The sequence below is a fragment of the Hypericibacter adhaerens genome (assembly GCF_008728835.1).
Classification (GTDB): Bacteria; Pseudomonadota; Alphaproteobacteria; order Dongiales; family Dongiaceae; genus Hypericibacter; species Hypericibacter adhaerens.
Map to the genome: position 1 here is coordinate 297,428 of NZ_CP042582.1, position 16,369 is coordinate 313,796.

Sequence of the window (16,369 nt, forward strand, 5' to 3'; positions counted from 1 at the left end):
CAAGAAGCATGCCGGAGCATGCGAAGAGGAGGAGGAAACACATGAAGCGATTGATCACCATGCTGCTCTTGGGAATGCTGGCCCTGGCCGGCGATCTTTCCCACGGCATCAGCCGCGCGGCAGCCGACGACAGCGGCCTCACGCCCGAGCAGCTGGCGATGCTGAAGGGCAAGACCGTCGCCTTCGTTCCCCTGTCCATGGGCTTCGACCTCACCGAGGGCTGGAGCGCCATGACGAGGAAGCAGCTCGAGCCACTGGGCATCAACTGGGTCATCCGCGATCCCAACTGGAGCACCGATGCCGGCGCCCAGGCCATCTCGACGCTGATCGCGAACAAGGTCGACGTGCTGGTCGTCCATAACCCGGACGTCCAGTCCTACGCCCGGCTCCTGAAGAAGGCCCAGGATGCCGGCATCTATGTCGTCCAGGTCAACATGCAGTCGGCCGCCCATACCGACGCCTTCGTCGGCGGCAACTTCGTCGAGATCGGCGAATCCGATGCCAATCTCATGGTCGCCAAGTGCGGCGGCGGCAAGGGCTCGTCCAACAAGATCGCCATCGTCCAGGGCGTGCTGACGGCGGCGGCCTCGATCGAGCGCATGCAGGGCATCAACAACGTCCTCTCCAAGCATCCGGAGATCGAGGTGGTGTCCAACCAGGCCGGCGACTGGGACGCCTCGAAGTCCCGCGCCATCACCGACACGGTGCTGAAGCAGCATCCCGATCTCTGCGGCGTCATCGATTTCTGGGACGGCGCGGCCATGGGTTCGGGGGCGGCCATCCGCGAGGCCGGCAAGCAGGACCAGGTGACCCTGGTCACGGCGGGCGGCGGCGAGCAGTCGGCCTGCGACAACGTCTCCAACGGGACCTTCACGGTGATCGACATCTCCGACGTGCGCACCCAGTCGGACGACATCGCCAAATCCGTCGAGAAGGTCCTGCTGGCGAAGCAGCCCGCCGGCGCCGACAAGCAGATCCTCTACACGCCGCTCGTGACGGCGTCGAAGGAGACGATGCGGCCGGATACCTGCTGGAGCCTGAAGGACTACAAGACCAACTGAGCGAGCCTCGGGCGGCACGGACGGCGACGACCCCGTCCGTGCCGCCGACGCATTTTCTCTCCCGGGAGGCATGAAGGATGTCGTTGCGCGAAACGGCAGCGAGATTGCGCTACAAATACGTGCCGGATCACCTTCTTGGCGAGATCCTCTCGAAGAACTGGATCGACAACACGATCCCGTTCCTGGCGCTGCTCGCCTCCCTCCTGGTCTTCAGCTCCCTGATCCCGGATTTCCTGTCGCTGGGAAACCTGACGGTCGCGGCCAAGCAGCTGGGCGAGTTCACCTTCGTCACCTACGCGATGGCGGTGGTGATGATCGCGGGTGGCATCGATCTGAGCGTCGGATCCAACTTCGCGCTCGGCAATTTCACGATGCTGGTGCTGATGAACGTCGCCGGCTGGCCGGCCTGGCTGGCGGCTCCGGCGGCGATCCTGGTCTGCGCCCTGATCGGTCTGCTCAATGGTTGGCTGATCGGCTATCTGCGCCTGCGCGCCTTCCTGACGACGCTGGCGACCCTGATCATCGTCCGCTCCCTGGTCGACTGGCTGCTGCTGCGCTACAGCGTCGACATCGTGATGAACGTGCCGGACTCGCCGCTGCGCGACTTCCTGGCGGACGGCATCATCCTCTATATCCCCGTCAGCTTCTGGGCCGCGATCCTGTTCGGCATCGGCGCCCATATCTTCCTCAGCCGCACCCGGCCCGGCTGGCACATCATGGCGATCGGCGGCTCGCGCAAGTCGGCCTACAATGTCGGCATCAGCGTGCGCCGCACCATCTGCCTCACCTATGTCGCCTCGGGCGCCCTGTGCGGCGTCGCCGGCGCTCTCTATGCCGCGCGCCTGGGCAGCGCCGGTTCCGACACGGGCGTCGGCATGGAGATCATGGCGCTAACGGCGGCCGTGCTCGGCGGCAACAGCCTGGGCGGCGGCCGCGGCTCCGTCGCCAAGGCGATCATGGGCGCGATCATCGTGCTCACCGTCACCAACGGCCTGGTGCAGCTCGGCCTGCAGAGCGGCGCCAGCTCGATCGCGCTGGGATTCATCCTGCTGCTGGCGATCGCGGTCGATGTCCGCTGGCTGAAGAACCGGCACAAGCTCCTGGCCAAGGTCTATCTGTCGCCCGCCTATCTGGCGCTGCCGCCCAGCCCCTCGACCGCGATCGGCTCGGATTCGCCCTTCGCCCTCAACGACAAGCTCAAGGATGTCGACCTGATCGGCCTGGGCCAGGTGGAGGGACCGGAAGACGTCATCTTCGACCGCGCCGGGAATCTCTATTGCGGCACGCGGCAGGGCGACATCATGCGATTCCCCGGCCCCGACCACCGCACCATGGAGCTGTTCGCGCATGTGGGCGGCTGGCCGCTCGGTCTCGCCTTCGACAAGGACGAGAACCTGCTGATCTGCGTCGGGGGCATGGGGCTCTACGGGGTGCGGCCGAACCGGGAGGTGTTCAAGCTCACCGACGAGACCAACCGGACCCGCTTCTCGATCATCGACGATTCCCGCCTGCGGATCGCCGACGATCTCGACATCGCGCCGGACGGCCGGGTGTTCTTCAGCGAAGCCACCGTGCGATACGAGGCCGCGGACTGGGTCTATGACGCGATGGAAGGGCGGGGCAACGGCCGCATCGTCTGCTACGACCCGCGCAACCAGCGCACCCATACCGTTCTGCGCAACCTGGTCTTCCCCAACGGCGTCTGCCTGGCGCATGACGGGAAGTCGATCCTGTTCAGCGAGACCTGGGGCTGCCGCATCAACCGCTACTGGCTGGAAGGGCCGAAGGCCGGCACGCTGGAACGCCTGATCCCGGCTCTGCCGGGCTATCCCGACAACATCAACCGCGCGTCGGACGGCACCTACTGGTTGGCGCTGGTCGGCATGCGCACCCCCTCGATGGATCTGGCGCTTCAGCTCCCGGGTTTCCGCCGCCGCATGACCCACCGCGTGTCGGCCCAGGAGCTGCTGTTCCCCAACATCAACACGGGCTGCGTGGTGAAGTTCGACGACAGCGGCCGGGTGCTCGGCTCGCTGTGGGACCAGAGCGGCCAGAATCACCCGATGATCACCTCGATGCGCGAGCATCAGGGCCATCTCTATCTGGGCGGGCTCCTCAACAACCGCATCGGCAAATACCGGATCCCCGGGGCCGACCCGGATTGGACCGGCGTCGCGAGCTATTGGGGGACCCGGTGATGGCCTCCTTCGTCGCCCGCGCCGTGGGAGGAATGTTCGACGCCTGGCTGGGACGGGGCGCTTATGCCGTCACGGTTCCGCCCATGGACGGGCCGTTGATGCCGAACAACGATCTGGAAGAGGCGGCGGTGGCGCTGGCGGCGGAGGCACCCGACAATCTGGTTGTGGTCAATGGCGCCCTGCGGTTCTCGAGCGGATCGGACGTGCGCGAACTCGACCTCCGGCAGGCCACGGCCCGAACCGTCGCCCGCTATCAGGCGCCGGTGAGCGCGCTCGCCGCGCTGCCCGACGGCGGCATGGCGGTCGGGCTGACGGGCGGGGAGATCCTGCTCTCCGGCGGCAAACGCGATGGCACCGTCATTGCCGAATGGGGCGATTACAGGGGTGTCTGTCCGACCGCCTTGCTGGCCGTCGGCGACGCGCTGATCGTCGCGCAGGGCGCCGCCGGGCGCGGGCCCGACGACTGGTGCCGGGATCTGATCGAGCGCGGGGCCAGCGGCTCGGTATGGCGGCTGGAGCTGGGAAGCCGTAGCGCCACCTGCCTCGCCAGCGGCCTGGCTTTTCCCAGCGGGCTCGCGCTGCATCGCGATGGCGGCATCCTGGTCAGCGAGAGCTGGCGCCATCGCGTGATCAAGCTCGCGCCCCAGGGCGGCATCGCCGGCGCGGTCGTCGAGCATCTCCCCGGCTACCCGTCGCGCCTGGCGCCGTCGGCCCTGGGCGGCTACTGGCTGGCGGTCTTCGCGCCGCGCAGCTCGCTGATCGAGTTCGTCCTGCGCGAGCCGGAGTTCAAGCGCCGGATGATCGCGGAGATCCCGACGGAATACTGGGTGGCGCCCAGCCTCACCAGCGGCGCAAGCTTCCTCGAGCCCATGCAGAGCGGCGGCATCAAGACCATGGGCATCCGCAAGCCCTGGGCGCCCACGCGGTCCTACGGTCTGCTGGTGCGGCTGGACGCCGGCCTGTCCATCCTCGCCAGCCATCACAGCCGCGCCGACGGCCGGCGCCATGGCGTCACCAGCGCCGTCGAGCAGGAGGGCACGGTCTATGCCACCAGCAAGGGTGGCGGTCTCGTCCTGTCCCTGCCCGCGAGCGAGCCGTCGAGGTGAAGCCATGGACAAGCTGATCGAGCTCATCGGAATCACCAAGGAGTATCGGGGCGCGCTCGCCGTCAACAAGGTGGACTTCGACATCCGCAAGGGGGAGGTCCACGCCCTGATCGGCGAGAATGGCGCGGGCAAATCGACCCTGACCAAGATCATCGCCGGCGCCGTCCAGAGAAGCGCCGGCCGGATGCTGGTCGACGGCCGCGAGACGGTCTTTGCGACGCCCCGCGAGGCGCTCCAGGGCGGCGTGGCGATGGTCTTTCAGGAAACCAGCCTGGTTCCCTCCCTGACCGTCGCGCAGAATCTCTATCTCGGCGACGAGCCCTTCTTCAACCGGCTGCGCGGCATCTATATCAGCGCACAGCAGTTCCTGCAGTCGCTGAACTTCTCGGTCGATCCCGCCCGCCTCGTCTCCACCCTCGGTGCCGCCCAGCGGATGATGGTGGAGACCGCCCGCGCCGTGCATCACAAGGCCCGCCTGATCATCTTCGACGAGCCGACGGCGACCCTGACGCCCGAGGAGAAGCATCATTTCTTCGCGCTGGTCGGCCGCCTTAAGGCGGCCGGCGTCTCGGTCATCTTCATCTCGCATGCGCTGGAGGAGGCGCTGGCGATCTCCGACCGGATCACCGTCCTGCGCGACGGCGAGTGCGTCCTCACCGCCAGCACCGCCGAGCTCGACCGCGACAAGCTGGTCCGGGCCATGGTGGGCCGCGCGCTGTCGGACGAGCTCTATGGCGGCGCCCAGGCCGTGCGCAAAGGCCGCCTGCGCGGCGAGAAGGTGCTGAGCGTCCAGAACCTGTCCTACGCGGGCGTGGTGAAGAACAACACCTTCTCGGTCTATGCCGGCCAGGTCACCGGCATGTTCGGCCTCATCGGGTCGGGGCGGACGGAGACCGCCAAGGTCATCGCCGGCGTCGTCAAGCGCGACCTGATCCATGGCGGCGAGATCTACCTGATGGGCCGGCCGATCCGCTACCGCACGCCGCGCCCCGCCGTGCTCGACCGCATCGTCTATGTCACCGAGGACCGCAAGGTCGAAGGCTTCTTCGAGACCATGTCCATCGCCGAGAACGTCTATGTCGGGAAGATGGCGTCGGCGGAACCCACCTCGATGATCCTGAGCTACCGGCAGATGATGGCGATGTCCGAGCAATGGCGCACGACGCTCAACGTCAAGGCCATCAGCAGCGATGCCCGTGTCATCGAGCTCTCGGGCGGCAACCAGCAGAAGGTGGTGATCGCCAAGAGCCTGGCGCAGAAGCCGAAGCTGATCATCTTCGACGAGCCGACCCGCGGCGTCGATGTCGGCGCGATCGCCGAGATCCACCAGCTCATCAACCGGCTGGCGGACGAGGGCATCGCCATCATCATGATCTCCTCCTACCTGCCGGAGATTCTCCGCTTGTCGGATCGGATCCTCGTCACCCGGCAGGGCCGCGTGGTCGAGGAGTTCAATCCCGAGAACGCCGGCGAGGAGAAGATCATGTATGCGGCGGTGCACTGAGCGACGGGGCCGTGCGCGTCATGTCCCGAGCCGGGGGCGGCCGTCGGGCTCGAAATAGCGCGGCCGGTCGAGATCGGCGAGGAGGCCGGGCCGCTTCGGCTCCCATCCCAGCGATTTCCGCGTCCACATGCTCGAGGTCGGGTTGTCGAGCGCCGCGAAATGCGCGAACCAGCCGAAATGGCGGGCGGCCTCCTCGGGCGTCCGGCTCACGACCGGCAGGTTCAGGCGGCGGCCGATGACCCCGGCGATCTCCCGGAACGGCACGCCCTCCTCGGCGGCGCCGTGATAGCAGGCGCCGGCAGCGCCCTTCTCGAGCGCCAGCCGGTAGAGATGCGCGGCGTCGAGCCGGTGCACGCCCGGCCAGCGATTGAGCCCTCCGCCGACATAGGCCGAGACACCCTTCTCGCGCGCGAAGTCGATGAGGAAGGGCACGAAGCCGTGATCGCCGTCGCCATGGACCGAGGGGGCCAGGCGCACCACCGACACGCGCACGCCGCGCGCTGCCGCCGCGGCCGCCGCCTCTTCCGACGCGACGCGGGGCAGCGAGCCGGAGCCGGAAGCGGGCCGATCCTCTTCGGTGGCCAGCCGGCCGGGCGTCACGAGGCCGGTGCCGGAGGTGACGATCAAGGGACGGTCGGAGCCGGCGAGCGCGGAACCGAGGGCCTCGATGACGCCCCGGTCCGTCTCGCAATTGGCCTTGAACCTCGAGAAGTCGTGGATGAAGGCGGTGTGGATCACGCCGTCCGCCGCGGCCGCGCCGCGGCGCAGGCTCTCGAGATCCTCGAGCGACCCGCGATGAATCCCGGCCCCGGCCGCCGCCAGGGACGCGGCGCCCTTGTCCGAGCGGGCGAGGCCCAGCACCCTGTGTCCGGCGGCGATCAGCTCGCTGACGACGGCAGACCCGACGAAGCCCGTGGCGCCGGTGACGAAGACACGCATGAAGGAATCCTCCTGATTGAGAGGACGCCATTGTCGTGCCGCGCCTTATCAGGGAAAATCGGCGACTTTATACGGGTATAATGACTAACAGGACGGACCTGCCGGCGGCAGACAACAGCCGCGGAAATCAGGCTATTGTTCGTCATCACCGATGGAGAATCGCCCATGCGCCTGACCGCCTTCCTGGCTTCCGCCCTGCTCGCTTCCTCGCTGGCCGGCTGCAGCAGCCCGACCGTCAGCGGCTCCGCCACGGAGGGGATCGTGATCAACCACATGGCCGCGACCGACGACGCCTACAGCCTGCAGGCGCAGGCCGACGGCATTTGCGGCAAGGAGAGCACGACGGCGCATTTCGACCGCTATGCGGAGGAGGACACGTGGCTCGGACCGCGCAACGCCTATTTCTATTGCGGCGCTCCCTGATCCCTTGCCGCCGCTGCTGATCGTCTTCGGCGGGCTGCCGGGCACCGGCAAGACGACGATCGCGCGCGAGGTCGCCCGCCGGCAGCGCGCGACCTATCTGCGGATCGACACGATCGAGCAGGCGATCCGCGAGGCGGATGGGCTCGCCGGCGATATCGGCCCCGCCGGCTATGCAGCGGCTTACGCGCTGGCCGAGGCGAACCTGCGGCTGGGGCAGGCGGTCGTGGCCGATGCCGTCAATCCGCTGGCGATCACGCGCGCGGCCTGGCGGTCGGCGGCGGTCGCCGCCGCGGCGCCGATCCTCGAGGTCGAGCTGCTCTGCTCCGACCAGGCGGAGCATCGCCGGCGCGTCGAAGGCCGGGTGGTGGATGTGCCCGGCCTCGTTCCGCCCGGCTGGGCCGCGGTGCTGGCCCGCGAGTACGAGCCCTGGCCGGAGCCGCATCTGGTGATCGACACGGCGACGGCGAGCCCGGACGAAGCCGTCGACCGGGTCTGCGCGGCGATCGAGGCACGGCGCTATCTCTCCTCCTGAAGAATGATCCCCGAGCTCGCGGCAGTCCATGCAGCCACCGCTCACTGTCTGGTACAACACCCGATGCCCGGTCTGTAACGCCGGCATCACCCGACAGCGGCGCCGGCTGCTGGCGGCGATGCAGAAGGGGATCATCGAATTCCGCGACATCAATCTCGAGCCCGAGGCGCTGGCCCGCTTCGGCGCGGGCCTCGAAGAGGTGCGGCGCCGGCTTCATGCCGTCGATGCGCAGGACCGGCTCCTGGTCGGTGCCGACTGCGCCATCGCCATCTGGCGCCTGACGCCGGGCGAGGCCTGGCTCGGTTGGCTCCTGGGGCTGCCGGTACTGCGCCAGGTCATGCGCTTCGCCTATGACGGCTTCGCCGACCGGCTCTATGGCTGGAACCGGCGCAAGGGCCATTGGTAGCGCGCCGTGCTAGAGTGACGCCACTTCTCCGCCTCGCCGGCCGTCGCGATCGGGAGGCTTCCAGGCGATAGGACAATGACCGGAATTCGTCCAGGTCCCCGCAACCTGATCACCGATATCGGCGGGCTCAAGGTCGGCCAGGCCCACGACGCGCGCGTCCGCACCGGCGTCACGGTCGTTCTGCCGGACAGGCCCGCCGTCTGCGCCTGCGATGTGCGCGGCGGCGGTCCCGGCACGCGCGAGACCGATCTGCTGGCGGCCGATACGCTGGTGGAGGCGGTCGATGCGCTCGTGCTCTCCGGCGGCTCGGTCTACGGCCTGGGCGCCGCGGACGGCGTCGTCGCCGCGCTGGGGGCGGCGGGACGGGGCTATTCGGTCGGCGAGGGGGCGAAGCCCGCCCCGATCGTGCCGGCCGCGATCCTGTTCGACCTCGCCAACAGCGGCGACAAGAACTGGGGCGACCGGCCGCCTTATGGCGAGCTCGGCCGCCAGGCGCTGGCGGCGGCGGATCGGGCGTTCGAGCTCGGCGTGGCCGGGGCCGGCTATGGCGCCAAGGCCGGCACGCTCAAGGGCGGCATCGGCTCCACGAGCCTGGTCGATGACAGCGGGATCGCCGTCGGTGCGCTGGTGGCGGTGAATGCGGTGGGCTCGGTCGTCATGCCGGGTTCCGACGCGTTCTGGGCCTGGCCGTTCGAGATCGACGGCGAGTTCGGTGGCGCGCGGCCCGATCCGCGCCGGCCGATGGCGCCCGACGATTGGGGCGCCGCCAAGGCGAGCCCGGCCTTGCGCCAGAACACCACGATCGCCGTCGTCGCCACCAATGTCGCGCTCACCCCGGCCCAGGCCCGCCGTCTGGCGATCATGGCGCAGGATGGTCTGTCGCGGGCGATCCGCCCGGTCCACACGCTCTTCGACGGCGATGTTGTGTTCGCGCTCTCGACCGGCGCGCGGCCGCTGGCGGAACCTTGGGCCTTGACCTTGAGCGTGCTGGGCGAACGGGCCGCCAACTGCCTCGCCCGCGCGGTCGCGCGCGGCGTGTTCGCGGCCAGGGGTTGAACCCCGGGCTCGCAGCGGCCCTGTGGCGACGATGCTCAGTGAACGGCGGCGTACATGATCTTCTCCTCCGTCGCCGCGCCGGGCATGAACTCCTCGACGACGCGGCCCTGGCGGCAGACCAGGATCCGGTCCGAGAGGTTCATGATCTCCGGCAGGTAGGAGGAGATCATGATCACCGCCAGCCCCTCGTCGGCCAGGCGGTTGATGAACTGGTGGATCTCGCCGATGGCGCCGACATCCACGCCGCGCGTGGGCTCGTCGAAGATCACCAGGCGCGGCTTCTGCAGCAGGGCTTTGCCGATGACGAGCTTCTGCTGATTGCCGCCCGACAGCTCGACGGCTCGCGCGTTGCGATTGATGGCACGGATATTGAGCGTCTGCGTCCAGCTGTCGGCGAGCTTGCGCATCTCGGCCATGCTGACGATACCGCCGGTCGCGTTGAGGTTCTTGGCCAGAAGCCCGGCATAGAGATTGTCGCCGATCGACATGGTCTCGAAGAAGCCCTCGAGCTTGCGGTCCTCGGTGACGTAGACGATCCCGTCCTTCACGGCCGGCGCCGGCACCTTGTAGCGCACGGGCCGGCCCTCGAAACGCACCTCGCCGCCGTGGAAGAAGTCGCGCTTGACCACGCCGGCGACGATGCGCGCCGTCTCGGAGCGCCCCGATCCCACCAGCCCGAACAGGCCCGTGATCTGGCCCTCATAGACCGAGAAGGAATTGTTGCGGACCATGTTGCCCATGGTCAGGTCCTGCACGCTCAAGACCCGGCGGCCGCGGGGGCGCACCTGGCTCTGCTCGCGGCGGCGATAGAGCTCGCCCGAGAGCGAGCGTCCGACCATGGCGCGGATGATCTTGTCGCGGTCGAAGGCGCCGGTCGCGTCGGTCACGACATGCTCGCCGTCGCGCAGCACCGTGATCCGGTCGGCGATGTCGAGCGCCTCCTCGAGCGCGTGCGAGATGAACACGATCGAGACGCCGCGCGCCTTGAGCCTTCCGACCAGCGCCACGAAGTGATGCTTCTCCTCGGGCGTCAGGGTGGCGGTCGGCTCGTCGAAGATGATGATGCGCGCCTTGTGCCGCACCGCGCGCGCGATCTCGACCATCTGCTTCTTGGCGGCGCCCAGCGACGCCACCGTCGCCGTCGGATCGACCGGGAAGTTCAGCGACTGCAGGAACTGCTGGGCCGAGATATAGATCCCGCGCAGGCGGTTGAGGAAGCGCTCGTCGCCCAGATAGAGGTTTTGCGCCACCGTCATGGAGGGAACCAGCGTGGTCTCCTGGAACACCATGGCGACGCCCTGCTTCAGCGCCGCGGCGGGCGTGGGGAAGCTCACCGCCTTGCCTTCGATCGCCATGGTGCCGCTGGTCGGCTGGACGACCCCCGCCATGATCTTGGTCAGGGTCGATTTGCCGGCGCCGTTCTCGCCCAGGAGCGCATGGACCTCGCCCTGAAGCAGCGTGAAATCGACAGTCTTCACCGCGGGAACGCCGCGATATTCCTTGGTGATCCCGCGCATCTCGAGCAGGGGCGTCGTCATGCGCGGCCTCCTTCCTCGCCCGGGCCGGCGCCGGGATCGAGCGACAGGATGGCGTTGCCGCCTTTGCAGGCCACCAGCAACCGGCCGTTCCAATCGAGGCAGCTCGTCACGCCGTGGCGCGTGCCGTCGGCGCGGCTGTGATAGCTGGTGACCGGCTGGAAGGCGGCATCGAGGCGGATCAGGAGCCCGTAGGAGCGGCTGGGCGCCCAGGGCTTCAGGATGCCGAGCTGCTTGATGGCGCCGCCCTGCAGCGGTTCGAGGAAGCTCTGGCCCGAATTCAAGGCGGGCGCGATCCAGTATTCGGCCTCGACCTCGCGGAACATGTCGGCGCAGAAGCCGCGCTCGCGCAGCACGAACTCGACCAGCCGGCTGCGCGGTGCGAAGACGCAGAGCCAATGGCCGCCGCCCGTGGCCGGCGCCAGGCGCGCGGGATAGCCGGGCAGCAGATCCAGCAGCACGGTCGGCCTGTCGCCCGGGGAGGGCAGGGTCAGGATCTGGTGGCGCCAGCTTTCCGAGACCGCGACGGCACCTTGCGGTCCCGCGGCCAGCCCATAGGGAAAGGCGAGCCGGTCGGCCAGCCGGGTGGGCTTGCCGGATTCGAGATCGATGCGCCAGACCGAGCCGCTGGCGTTGCGCTCCATCAGGTCGCGCTTCCAGCCTGAGGGCGGGTTCTGGCGCGAGCCGTGGGCGACGATGAGCGACGCGTCCTCGAGCCGCAGGGCGGTCGGGCAGGAAGGCTTGGGGCCGGGATCGGCGAGGCGCTGGCCCTTGCGGGGTCCGCCCGCGAACAGGATCGTCCCGTCGTCGAGGCCGGCGACGAGATTGCCTTGGGTATCCCCGGCGAGGCAGGCGACCTCGCTGTCGAAGCCGGCGAGGATATCGGCCCTGTCGGCGCCGCCGCGCGGGTCGAGCGCCAGGACGGTCTTGCCGCTCGAGAACAGCACGCGGCCGCCGATCGCGACGAGATTGTCGGGCCGCTCGACCGACAGGAGGAGATCGGCCTCCTCGATCGCCTGGTTGGGCTGGATCGCGCCGTCCATCGGCGGCAGGGTGATCGCGGCATCGCCGGTACCGCGGAACCAGTCGAGCGCCTGGCGCAGCGGACCGATCATCGCGCCGATCCCCAATAATGGTCCTGCGCGGTCCAGGTCGGATCGGCGCCGGGGATGCGGTATTTGCCGATCCGGTTGTTGTAGATGCCGCCGATATAGAGATGGCCGCGATGCTCGCGCATGGAGGTGATCATCGGGTGGTTCTGGCCGCCCAGATCCCACAGCGCGTCGAGCACCTCGCCCTTCTCGTTGAACTTGACGATGCAGCCCGTGTTGATGTTGGGGTAGAGCCACTCGTCCATCGGGATGCGGCGCGCCATGCGGCGGCGGAAGCCCGGCTTGCGCAGCGCGAGATCGAGGATCGGGGTGCGCATGCCGACGATGGCGAGCCAGTAATTGCCGTCCGAGGCGCGGTTGACGTTGTCGGGATAGCCGGGCAGCCCGTCCAGCACGATCTCGGTCCGGCCGGCCTTCGGCCCGTCGAACCAGTAGCGCAGCACGCGGCAGGCCCAGGTCTCGTTGAGCAGCAGCGACTGCCCGTCGGAGGCCATGCAGATGCCGTTGGCGAGCCGGATGTTGCGCAGCACGGTGCGGGTCGTGCCGGTTCGCGGGTCGTGGCAGATGACCCGGCCATTGGGCCGGCATTCGACGCCGTCCACGGCCCAGTCCTGCGATTCGTAGCGGATCGAGGCCTCGCTGAAGAAGATGCGGCCGTCCGGCGCGATGTCGAGATCGTCGGCGAAGCGGACGCGCGCATCGTCGATGATGGAACGCGGCGAGCGGTTGGTCTCGTCGGTCATCTTGCGCACCTCGCCCTTGGGCGAGACCGCGTAGAGCCCCATGCCGCCGACGCAGACCTGGAGATGGCCCTCCCGGTCGAACGCCATGCCCAGCGGATGGCCGCCGATATGGGCGAAGATCTCGGCGCGCTTGTGGTCGGGCCCGTGGAACTTGACGATGTCGCCGTGCCGCGAGCCGCAATAGAGATTGTCGTCGCGGTCGAGGATCACGTCCTCGGGTCCCTCGATCTGGCCGAGCCCGATCACCTCGACCTGGCGCAGCTTGTCGTTGAGCGCATAGGGCGAGCCGGAATCCGGCAGCGTCGAGGGCCGCGTCGGCAGGCGGAAATAGGTGGGCGAGACATAGAGCTTGGACAGGACCTTGTGCCGGTTCTTGAGCCAGCGCACGTCGATCGAGACCGCCATGAGCAGGATCAGCCCCAGCACCATGGAGGTGGCGCCGCTCTGGAAGCCCAGCCGCACCAGCCCGTTGCTGACCAGCAGCACGATGATCGAGCCGAGGATGCCCTTGACCACCGAGCCGCGGCCGCCGCCGAGGCTGTTGCCGCCCAGCACCGCGGCCGTGAGCGCCTGGATGTCGAGGCCCACGCCCGTGTCGGCGCCGGCGCCGCCGAGCCGCGCCGCGAAGAGGAAGCCCGCGACGCCCGCCAGGGCCGCCGAGAGCACATAGGTCATGCAGACCGTGCGGCGGACGGGAATGCCGATATTGTAGGCGGAGCGGCGCGACCCGCCGATGGCGCTCACATGCCAGCCGAGGCGCGAGCGGCTGAGGAAGATATGGGCGATGACGGCGATGACGATCGCCACGATGAAGCTGAAGGGCACGCCGAGCGCGGTGCCGTCGCCCAGATAGAACCAGAGATCGGATTCCACATAGGCGCCGGCGATCTGCACCGAGAACTTCAGCAGCAGCATGTCCACGACGGCGCGGATCATGATCAGCGTGACCAGCGTCGTCAGGAAGGCGCGCAGGCGCAGATAGCCGACCAGGACGCCGTTCATGAGGCCGACCAGGCCGTTGACCGCGACGACGGCGAGGAAGGCGGCCCAGACCGGCCAGCCCAGGATGTTCATCGCGATCAGCGCCACCAGGTTGGCGAGCGCGAAGGTCGAGCCGACGCTGAGATCGATGCCGCCGCCCAGCATGACGATCAGCAGGCCGATCACGATCAGCAGGAACTCGCCGAGCTGGCGCGTGGCGTCGCTCAGATAGCCGATGGAGTAGAAGTCCGGGATGACCGAGCCGAAGATGCCGATCGTGATCAGCAGGAAGGCGAAGGGGATCAGGTTGTCGATCCATCGCTTCGCCAGGATCTCGCCCAGGAGATGGTCCGGCAGCAGGCGATAGCGCCACCGCATCAGGGCATCGGTACCGGCCAGGGCCATGGGTGTCCGTCTCGAATGGCGGGAAGGGGAGAGCAGAAGGACGAGGCGGCCGGACCGGCCGCCTCTTCCCGGGGAAATCTAACCCTGCTTGGGCAGGTCCTTCATGCTCCAGCAGGAGTCGGGCTTGAGCGTGTCCTTGGTCAGGATCTTGTTGGGCGTGTAGAGCGAGACCTTCATGGCGCCCGGCTTCAGGCCGCTCTGGAGCAGCACCTTGATGATGGCGCTCATGTCGGCCGCCTGCCGCGGCACGTCGAAGCTGACATACTCGTCGAAGCCGCCGCTCTCGAGATTGTCGCAGGCCATCTTCTCGCCGCCGCCGTTGGTGACGACATAGACCTTGCCGGTGAGGCCCGCCTCGCTGATCGCGGCCGAGCTGCCGAGCGCCATGCCGTCCCAGAAGCTGATCAGGCCGCAGAGATCCGGGTTCTGCTGCAGCACCGTCGCCGTCAGGGCGCGGGCCTTGCTGGCGTCCCAGTCGGCCGCCTGGTTCGAGACGACCTTGATCTCGGGATGCTGGGCGAAGACGTCGAGGATCGGGCCGATCTGGTAGACGCTGGTCGCCGCGGTCAGCACGCCCTGCACGATCGCTACCTTGCCGGAGGTGCCGGAGCCGGCGCCGCACTTCGTGACGAGCGCGTTGGCTTCCGCATGGCCGACCTCGAGCCAGTCGGCGCCGACGAAGGCGTCGGTCGAGAAGGTGGAGCGCATGTTGACCTGGACGACGTAGATGCCGGCCTTCTCCGCCTTCTCGTTCAGGCGCGCATAGGACTGCACGTCGGGATTATGGACGACGATGAGGTCGGGCTTCTCGCTGATGAGCTCGGTCAGCGCCTGGGCGCCGGCCGAGGTGTTCCAGTTCGGGTCGCGGATCTCGAAGCTGCCGCCGAAGGATTCGACCGTCTGACGGATGCCGCTGGCCCAGCCTTCGGCCAGGTCGAAGCCCGTGGCGAGGGGCAGGAAGGCGACCTTCTTGCCCTTCAGGGAATCGACGTAAGGGGCGTGGCCGGGATCGACGAGGCCGTCGGCCATCGCGGCCGACGAGCCCAGCAAGAGTCCCGCACAGAGTGCTGCGAGTATTCGATGACGCGCCATGGTCTCCTCCTTGTGACGGTCGACGTTCTCGTCGACGCGATTGTTGATGGGTCTGGTATGGTCCTGTCGGAACGAGGCCGGGCGACGGCCGCGCTGGCCTCCGCCATCCGCGTTCCGGCGTCTCTCAGATGTCTCCCTGCTGACCGGTCTGCTCGTCCCGCGGGTTGACGATGCTGTCCACCAGGAGCGCCACCAGCAGGATGACGCTCTTGATCAGGTTCTGCAGCGTGAAGGGGAGGTCCATGATCGTCATGGCGTTCAGCAGGATCCCGATCAGGAGCGTGCCGATGACGACGTTGCGGATCCCGCCCTTGCCGCCGCTGAGCCCGATGCCGCCGACGACCACGACCAGGATGACGTCGTAGATCAGGGTCGAGTTCGCGACCCGCGTGTTCATGCTGGCGACGGCCGCCGCGGTGACGGTGCCGGCGATGAAGGCGATCAGGGACGAGATCGTGTACTGGATCACGATCATGGGTCGCGTCGGAATGCCGGTGATGCGGGCCGCGAGGTAGTTGTCGCCCATCAGGTAGAAGAAGCGGCCGGCCTTGGTGTAGCGCAGCAGCAGGAAGCCCAGGACGCAGACGATCGCGAAGAACACGACCGCGATGGGGACCTGCGCCACATGCATCTTCCCGACCGCGCCGATCCAGGCGGCGCTGGCCGGCAGGTAGATGATGTCCTGGTTGAAGAGCTGCGACCGGCCGAAGCCATAGACGAAGGCGGCGATGGCGAGCGTCGCGAACAGCGCCGGCACCTCGACATAGGCGATGAAGAAGCCGTTGAGGATGCCGACCAGGATGGAGAAACCCGCGCCCAGCGCGAAGGCGGTCGCGACGGGCATGCCCTGGTCCGTCATGTAGAGCGCCCAGGCCACGGGGATGGCCATCGTCGCCACGATCGACAGATCGATGCCGCGGCCGATCACGACCACGGCCATGCCGACGCCGAGAATGCCGAGGACGGAGACGCTCTGCAGCAGGGAGAGCAGGTTCGAGGAATTGAGGAAGCCGGTCAGCGTCGCCGAGAACAGCAGGAACAGGAGGACGGTGATCGCGAAGACGATCCGCTCCTGGCTGAACTGCCCGCGTGGAAGCAAGCCCGCCTTCATCGCGCCGGCGCTCCGCTGCGGACAAGCGTCACGCCCGCGCCCTCCGCTGTCGCGGAGCTCGTCACGGCAAACGAAAGCGTGCGCCGATGCGGCGATACGACAAGCGTTCCTGGCAACGCTTGCTCCTCCCCATATCCAACTTGTGCGTTGGCTTCTTTTTGGTAA

Annotated in this window: 14 protein-coding genes; 8 read left to right on the forward strand and 6 right to left on the reverse strand. The window is 68.1% G+C overall.

The window, feature by feature from the left end:
* The first annotated feature begins 41 nt into the window (after positions 1–41).
* From FRZ61_RS01340 to FRZ61_RS01355, 4 genes are all read left to right on the forward strand, one after another.
* Complete coding sequence (locus tag FRZ61_RS01340; protein WP_191909242.1) at positions 42–1,061, forward strand: sugar ABC transporter substrate-binding protein; 1,020 nt, start codon at positions 42–44, stop codon at positions 1,059–1,061.
* Positions 1,062–1,138: 77 nt separating this feature from the next.
* Positions 1,139–3,259, forward strand: a complete 2,121-nt coding sequence (locus FRZ61_RS01345; RefSeq protein WP_151114595.1) for an ABC transporter permease — start codon at positions 1,139–1,141, stop codon at positions 3,257–3,259.
* Positions 3,259–4,365, forward strand: coding sequence for an SMP-30/gluconolactonase/LRE family protein (locus FRZ61_RS01350; protein WP_225309051.1), 1,107 nt, complete (start codon positions 3,259–3,261; stop codon positions 4,363–4,365). Before FRZ61_RS01345 ends, FRZ61_RS01350 begins: the two co-directional genes overlap by 1 nt.
* Positions 4,366–4,369: 4 nt before the next feature.
* Positions 4,370–5,869 (forward strand): sugar ABC transporter ATP-binding protein, encoded by a 1,500-nt coding sequence (locus tag FRZ61_RS01355; protein WP_151114596.1) that lies wholly within the window; start codon positions 4,370–4,372, stop codon positions 5,867–5,869.
* Positions 5,870–5,887: 18 nt separating this feature from the next.
* Here the strand turns inward: FRZ61_RS01355 and FRZ61_RS01360 are convergent, their stop codons facing one another.
* Positions 5,888–6,808 (reverse strand): SDR family oxidoreductase, encoded by a 921-nt coding sequence (locus FRZ61_RS01360; protein WP_151114597.1) that lies wholly within the window; start codon positions 6,806–6,808, stop codon positions 5,888–5,890.
* A gap of 165 nt (positions 6,809–6,973) precedes the next feature.
* On the opposite strand from FRZ61_RS01360, the gene FRZ61_RS01365 reads away from it, so the two are divergent.
* The 4 genes from FRZ61_RS01365 (at position 6,974) to FRZ61_RS01380 (ending at position 9,225) form a co-directional block, all read left to right on the forward strand.
* On the forward strand, positions 6,974–7,231 hold the full coding sequence (locus FRZ61_RS01365; RefSeq protein ID WP_151114598.1) for a hypothetical protein: 258 nt from the start codon (positions 6,974–6,976) through the stop codon (positions 7,229–7,231).
* Between the two features lie 4 nt (positions 7,232–7,235).
* Positions 7,236–7,763 carry an AAA family ATPase gene (locus FRZ61_RS01370; protein ID WP_225309052.1) on the forward strand — a complete coding sequence of 176 codons (528 nt, stop codon included), beginning with the start codon at positions 7,236–7,238 and terminating at the stop codon, positions 7,761–7,763.
* A 28-nt stretch (positions 7,764–7,791) separates the two neighbouring features.
* Entirely contained in the window at positions 7,792–8,169 is a 378-nt protein-coding gene (locus FRZ61_RS01375) for a thiol-disulfide oxidoreductase DCC family protein (RefSeq protein WP_151114599.1), read from the forward strand.
* Positions 8,170–8,244: 75 nt separating this feature from the next.
* Positions 8,245–9,225 (forward strand): P1 family peptidase, encoded by a 981-nt coding sequence (locus tag FRZ61_RS01380; protein ID WP_151114600.1) that lies wholly within the window; start codon positions 8,245–8,247, stop codon positions 9,223–9,225.
* Positions 9,226–9,260: 35 nt separating this feature from the next.
* Here FRZ61_RS01380 and FRZ61_RS01385 read toward each other — a convergent pair whose 3' ends face one another.
* The 5 genes from FRZ61_RS01385 to FRZ61_RS01405 form a co-directional block, all read right to left on the reverse strand.
* Positions 9,261–10,763 carry a sugar ABC transporter ATP-binding protein gene (locus tag FRZ61_RS01385; RefSeq protein WP_151114601.1) on the reverse strand — a complete coding sequence of 501 codons (1,503 nt, stop codon included), beginning with the start codon at positions 10,761–10,763 and terminating at the stop codon, positions 9,261–9,263.
* Positions 10,760–11,875 (reverse strand): SMP-30/gluconolactonase/LRE family protein, encoded by a 1,116-nt coding sequence (locus FRZ61_RS01390; RefSeq protein ID WP_151114602.1) that lies wholly within the window; start codon positions 11,873–11,875, stop codon positions 10,760–10,762. Before FRZ61_RS01390 ends, FRZ61_RS01385 begins: the two co-directional genes overlap by 4 nt.
* Positions 11,872–14,001 (reverse strand): ABC transporter permease, encoded by a 2,130-nt coding sequence (locus tag FRZ61_RS01395; RefSeq protein WP_151114603.1) that lies wholly within the window; start codon positions 13,999–14,001, stop codon positions 11,872–11,874. Before FRZ61_RS01395 ends, FRZ61_RS01390 begins: the two co-directional genes overlap by 4 nt.
* 78 nt (positions 14,002–14,079) lie before the next feature.
* Positions 14,080–15,093 (reverse strand): sugar ABC transporter substrate-binding protein, encoded by a 1,014-nt coding sequence (locus tag FRZ61_RS01400; RefSeq protein WP_151114604.1) that lies wholly within the window; start codon positions 15,091–15,093, stop codon positions 14,080–14,082.
* 124 nt (positions 15,094–15,217) lie between these two features.
* A complete protein-coding gene (locus FRZ61_RS01405; RefSeq protein ID WP_151114605.1) occupies positions 15,218–16,204 on the reverse strand; it encodes an ABC transporter permease in 987 nt (328 codons plus the stop codon).
* Positions 16,205–16,369 lie beyond the last annotated feature (165 nt).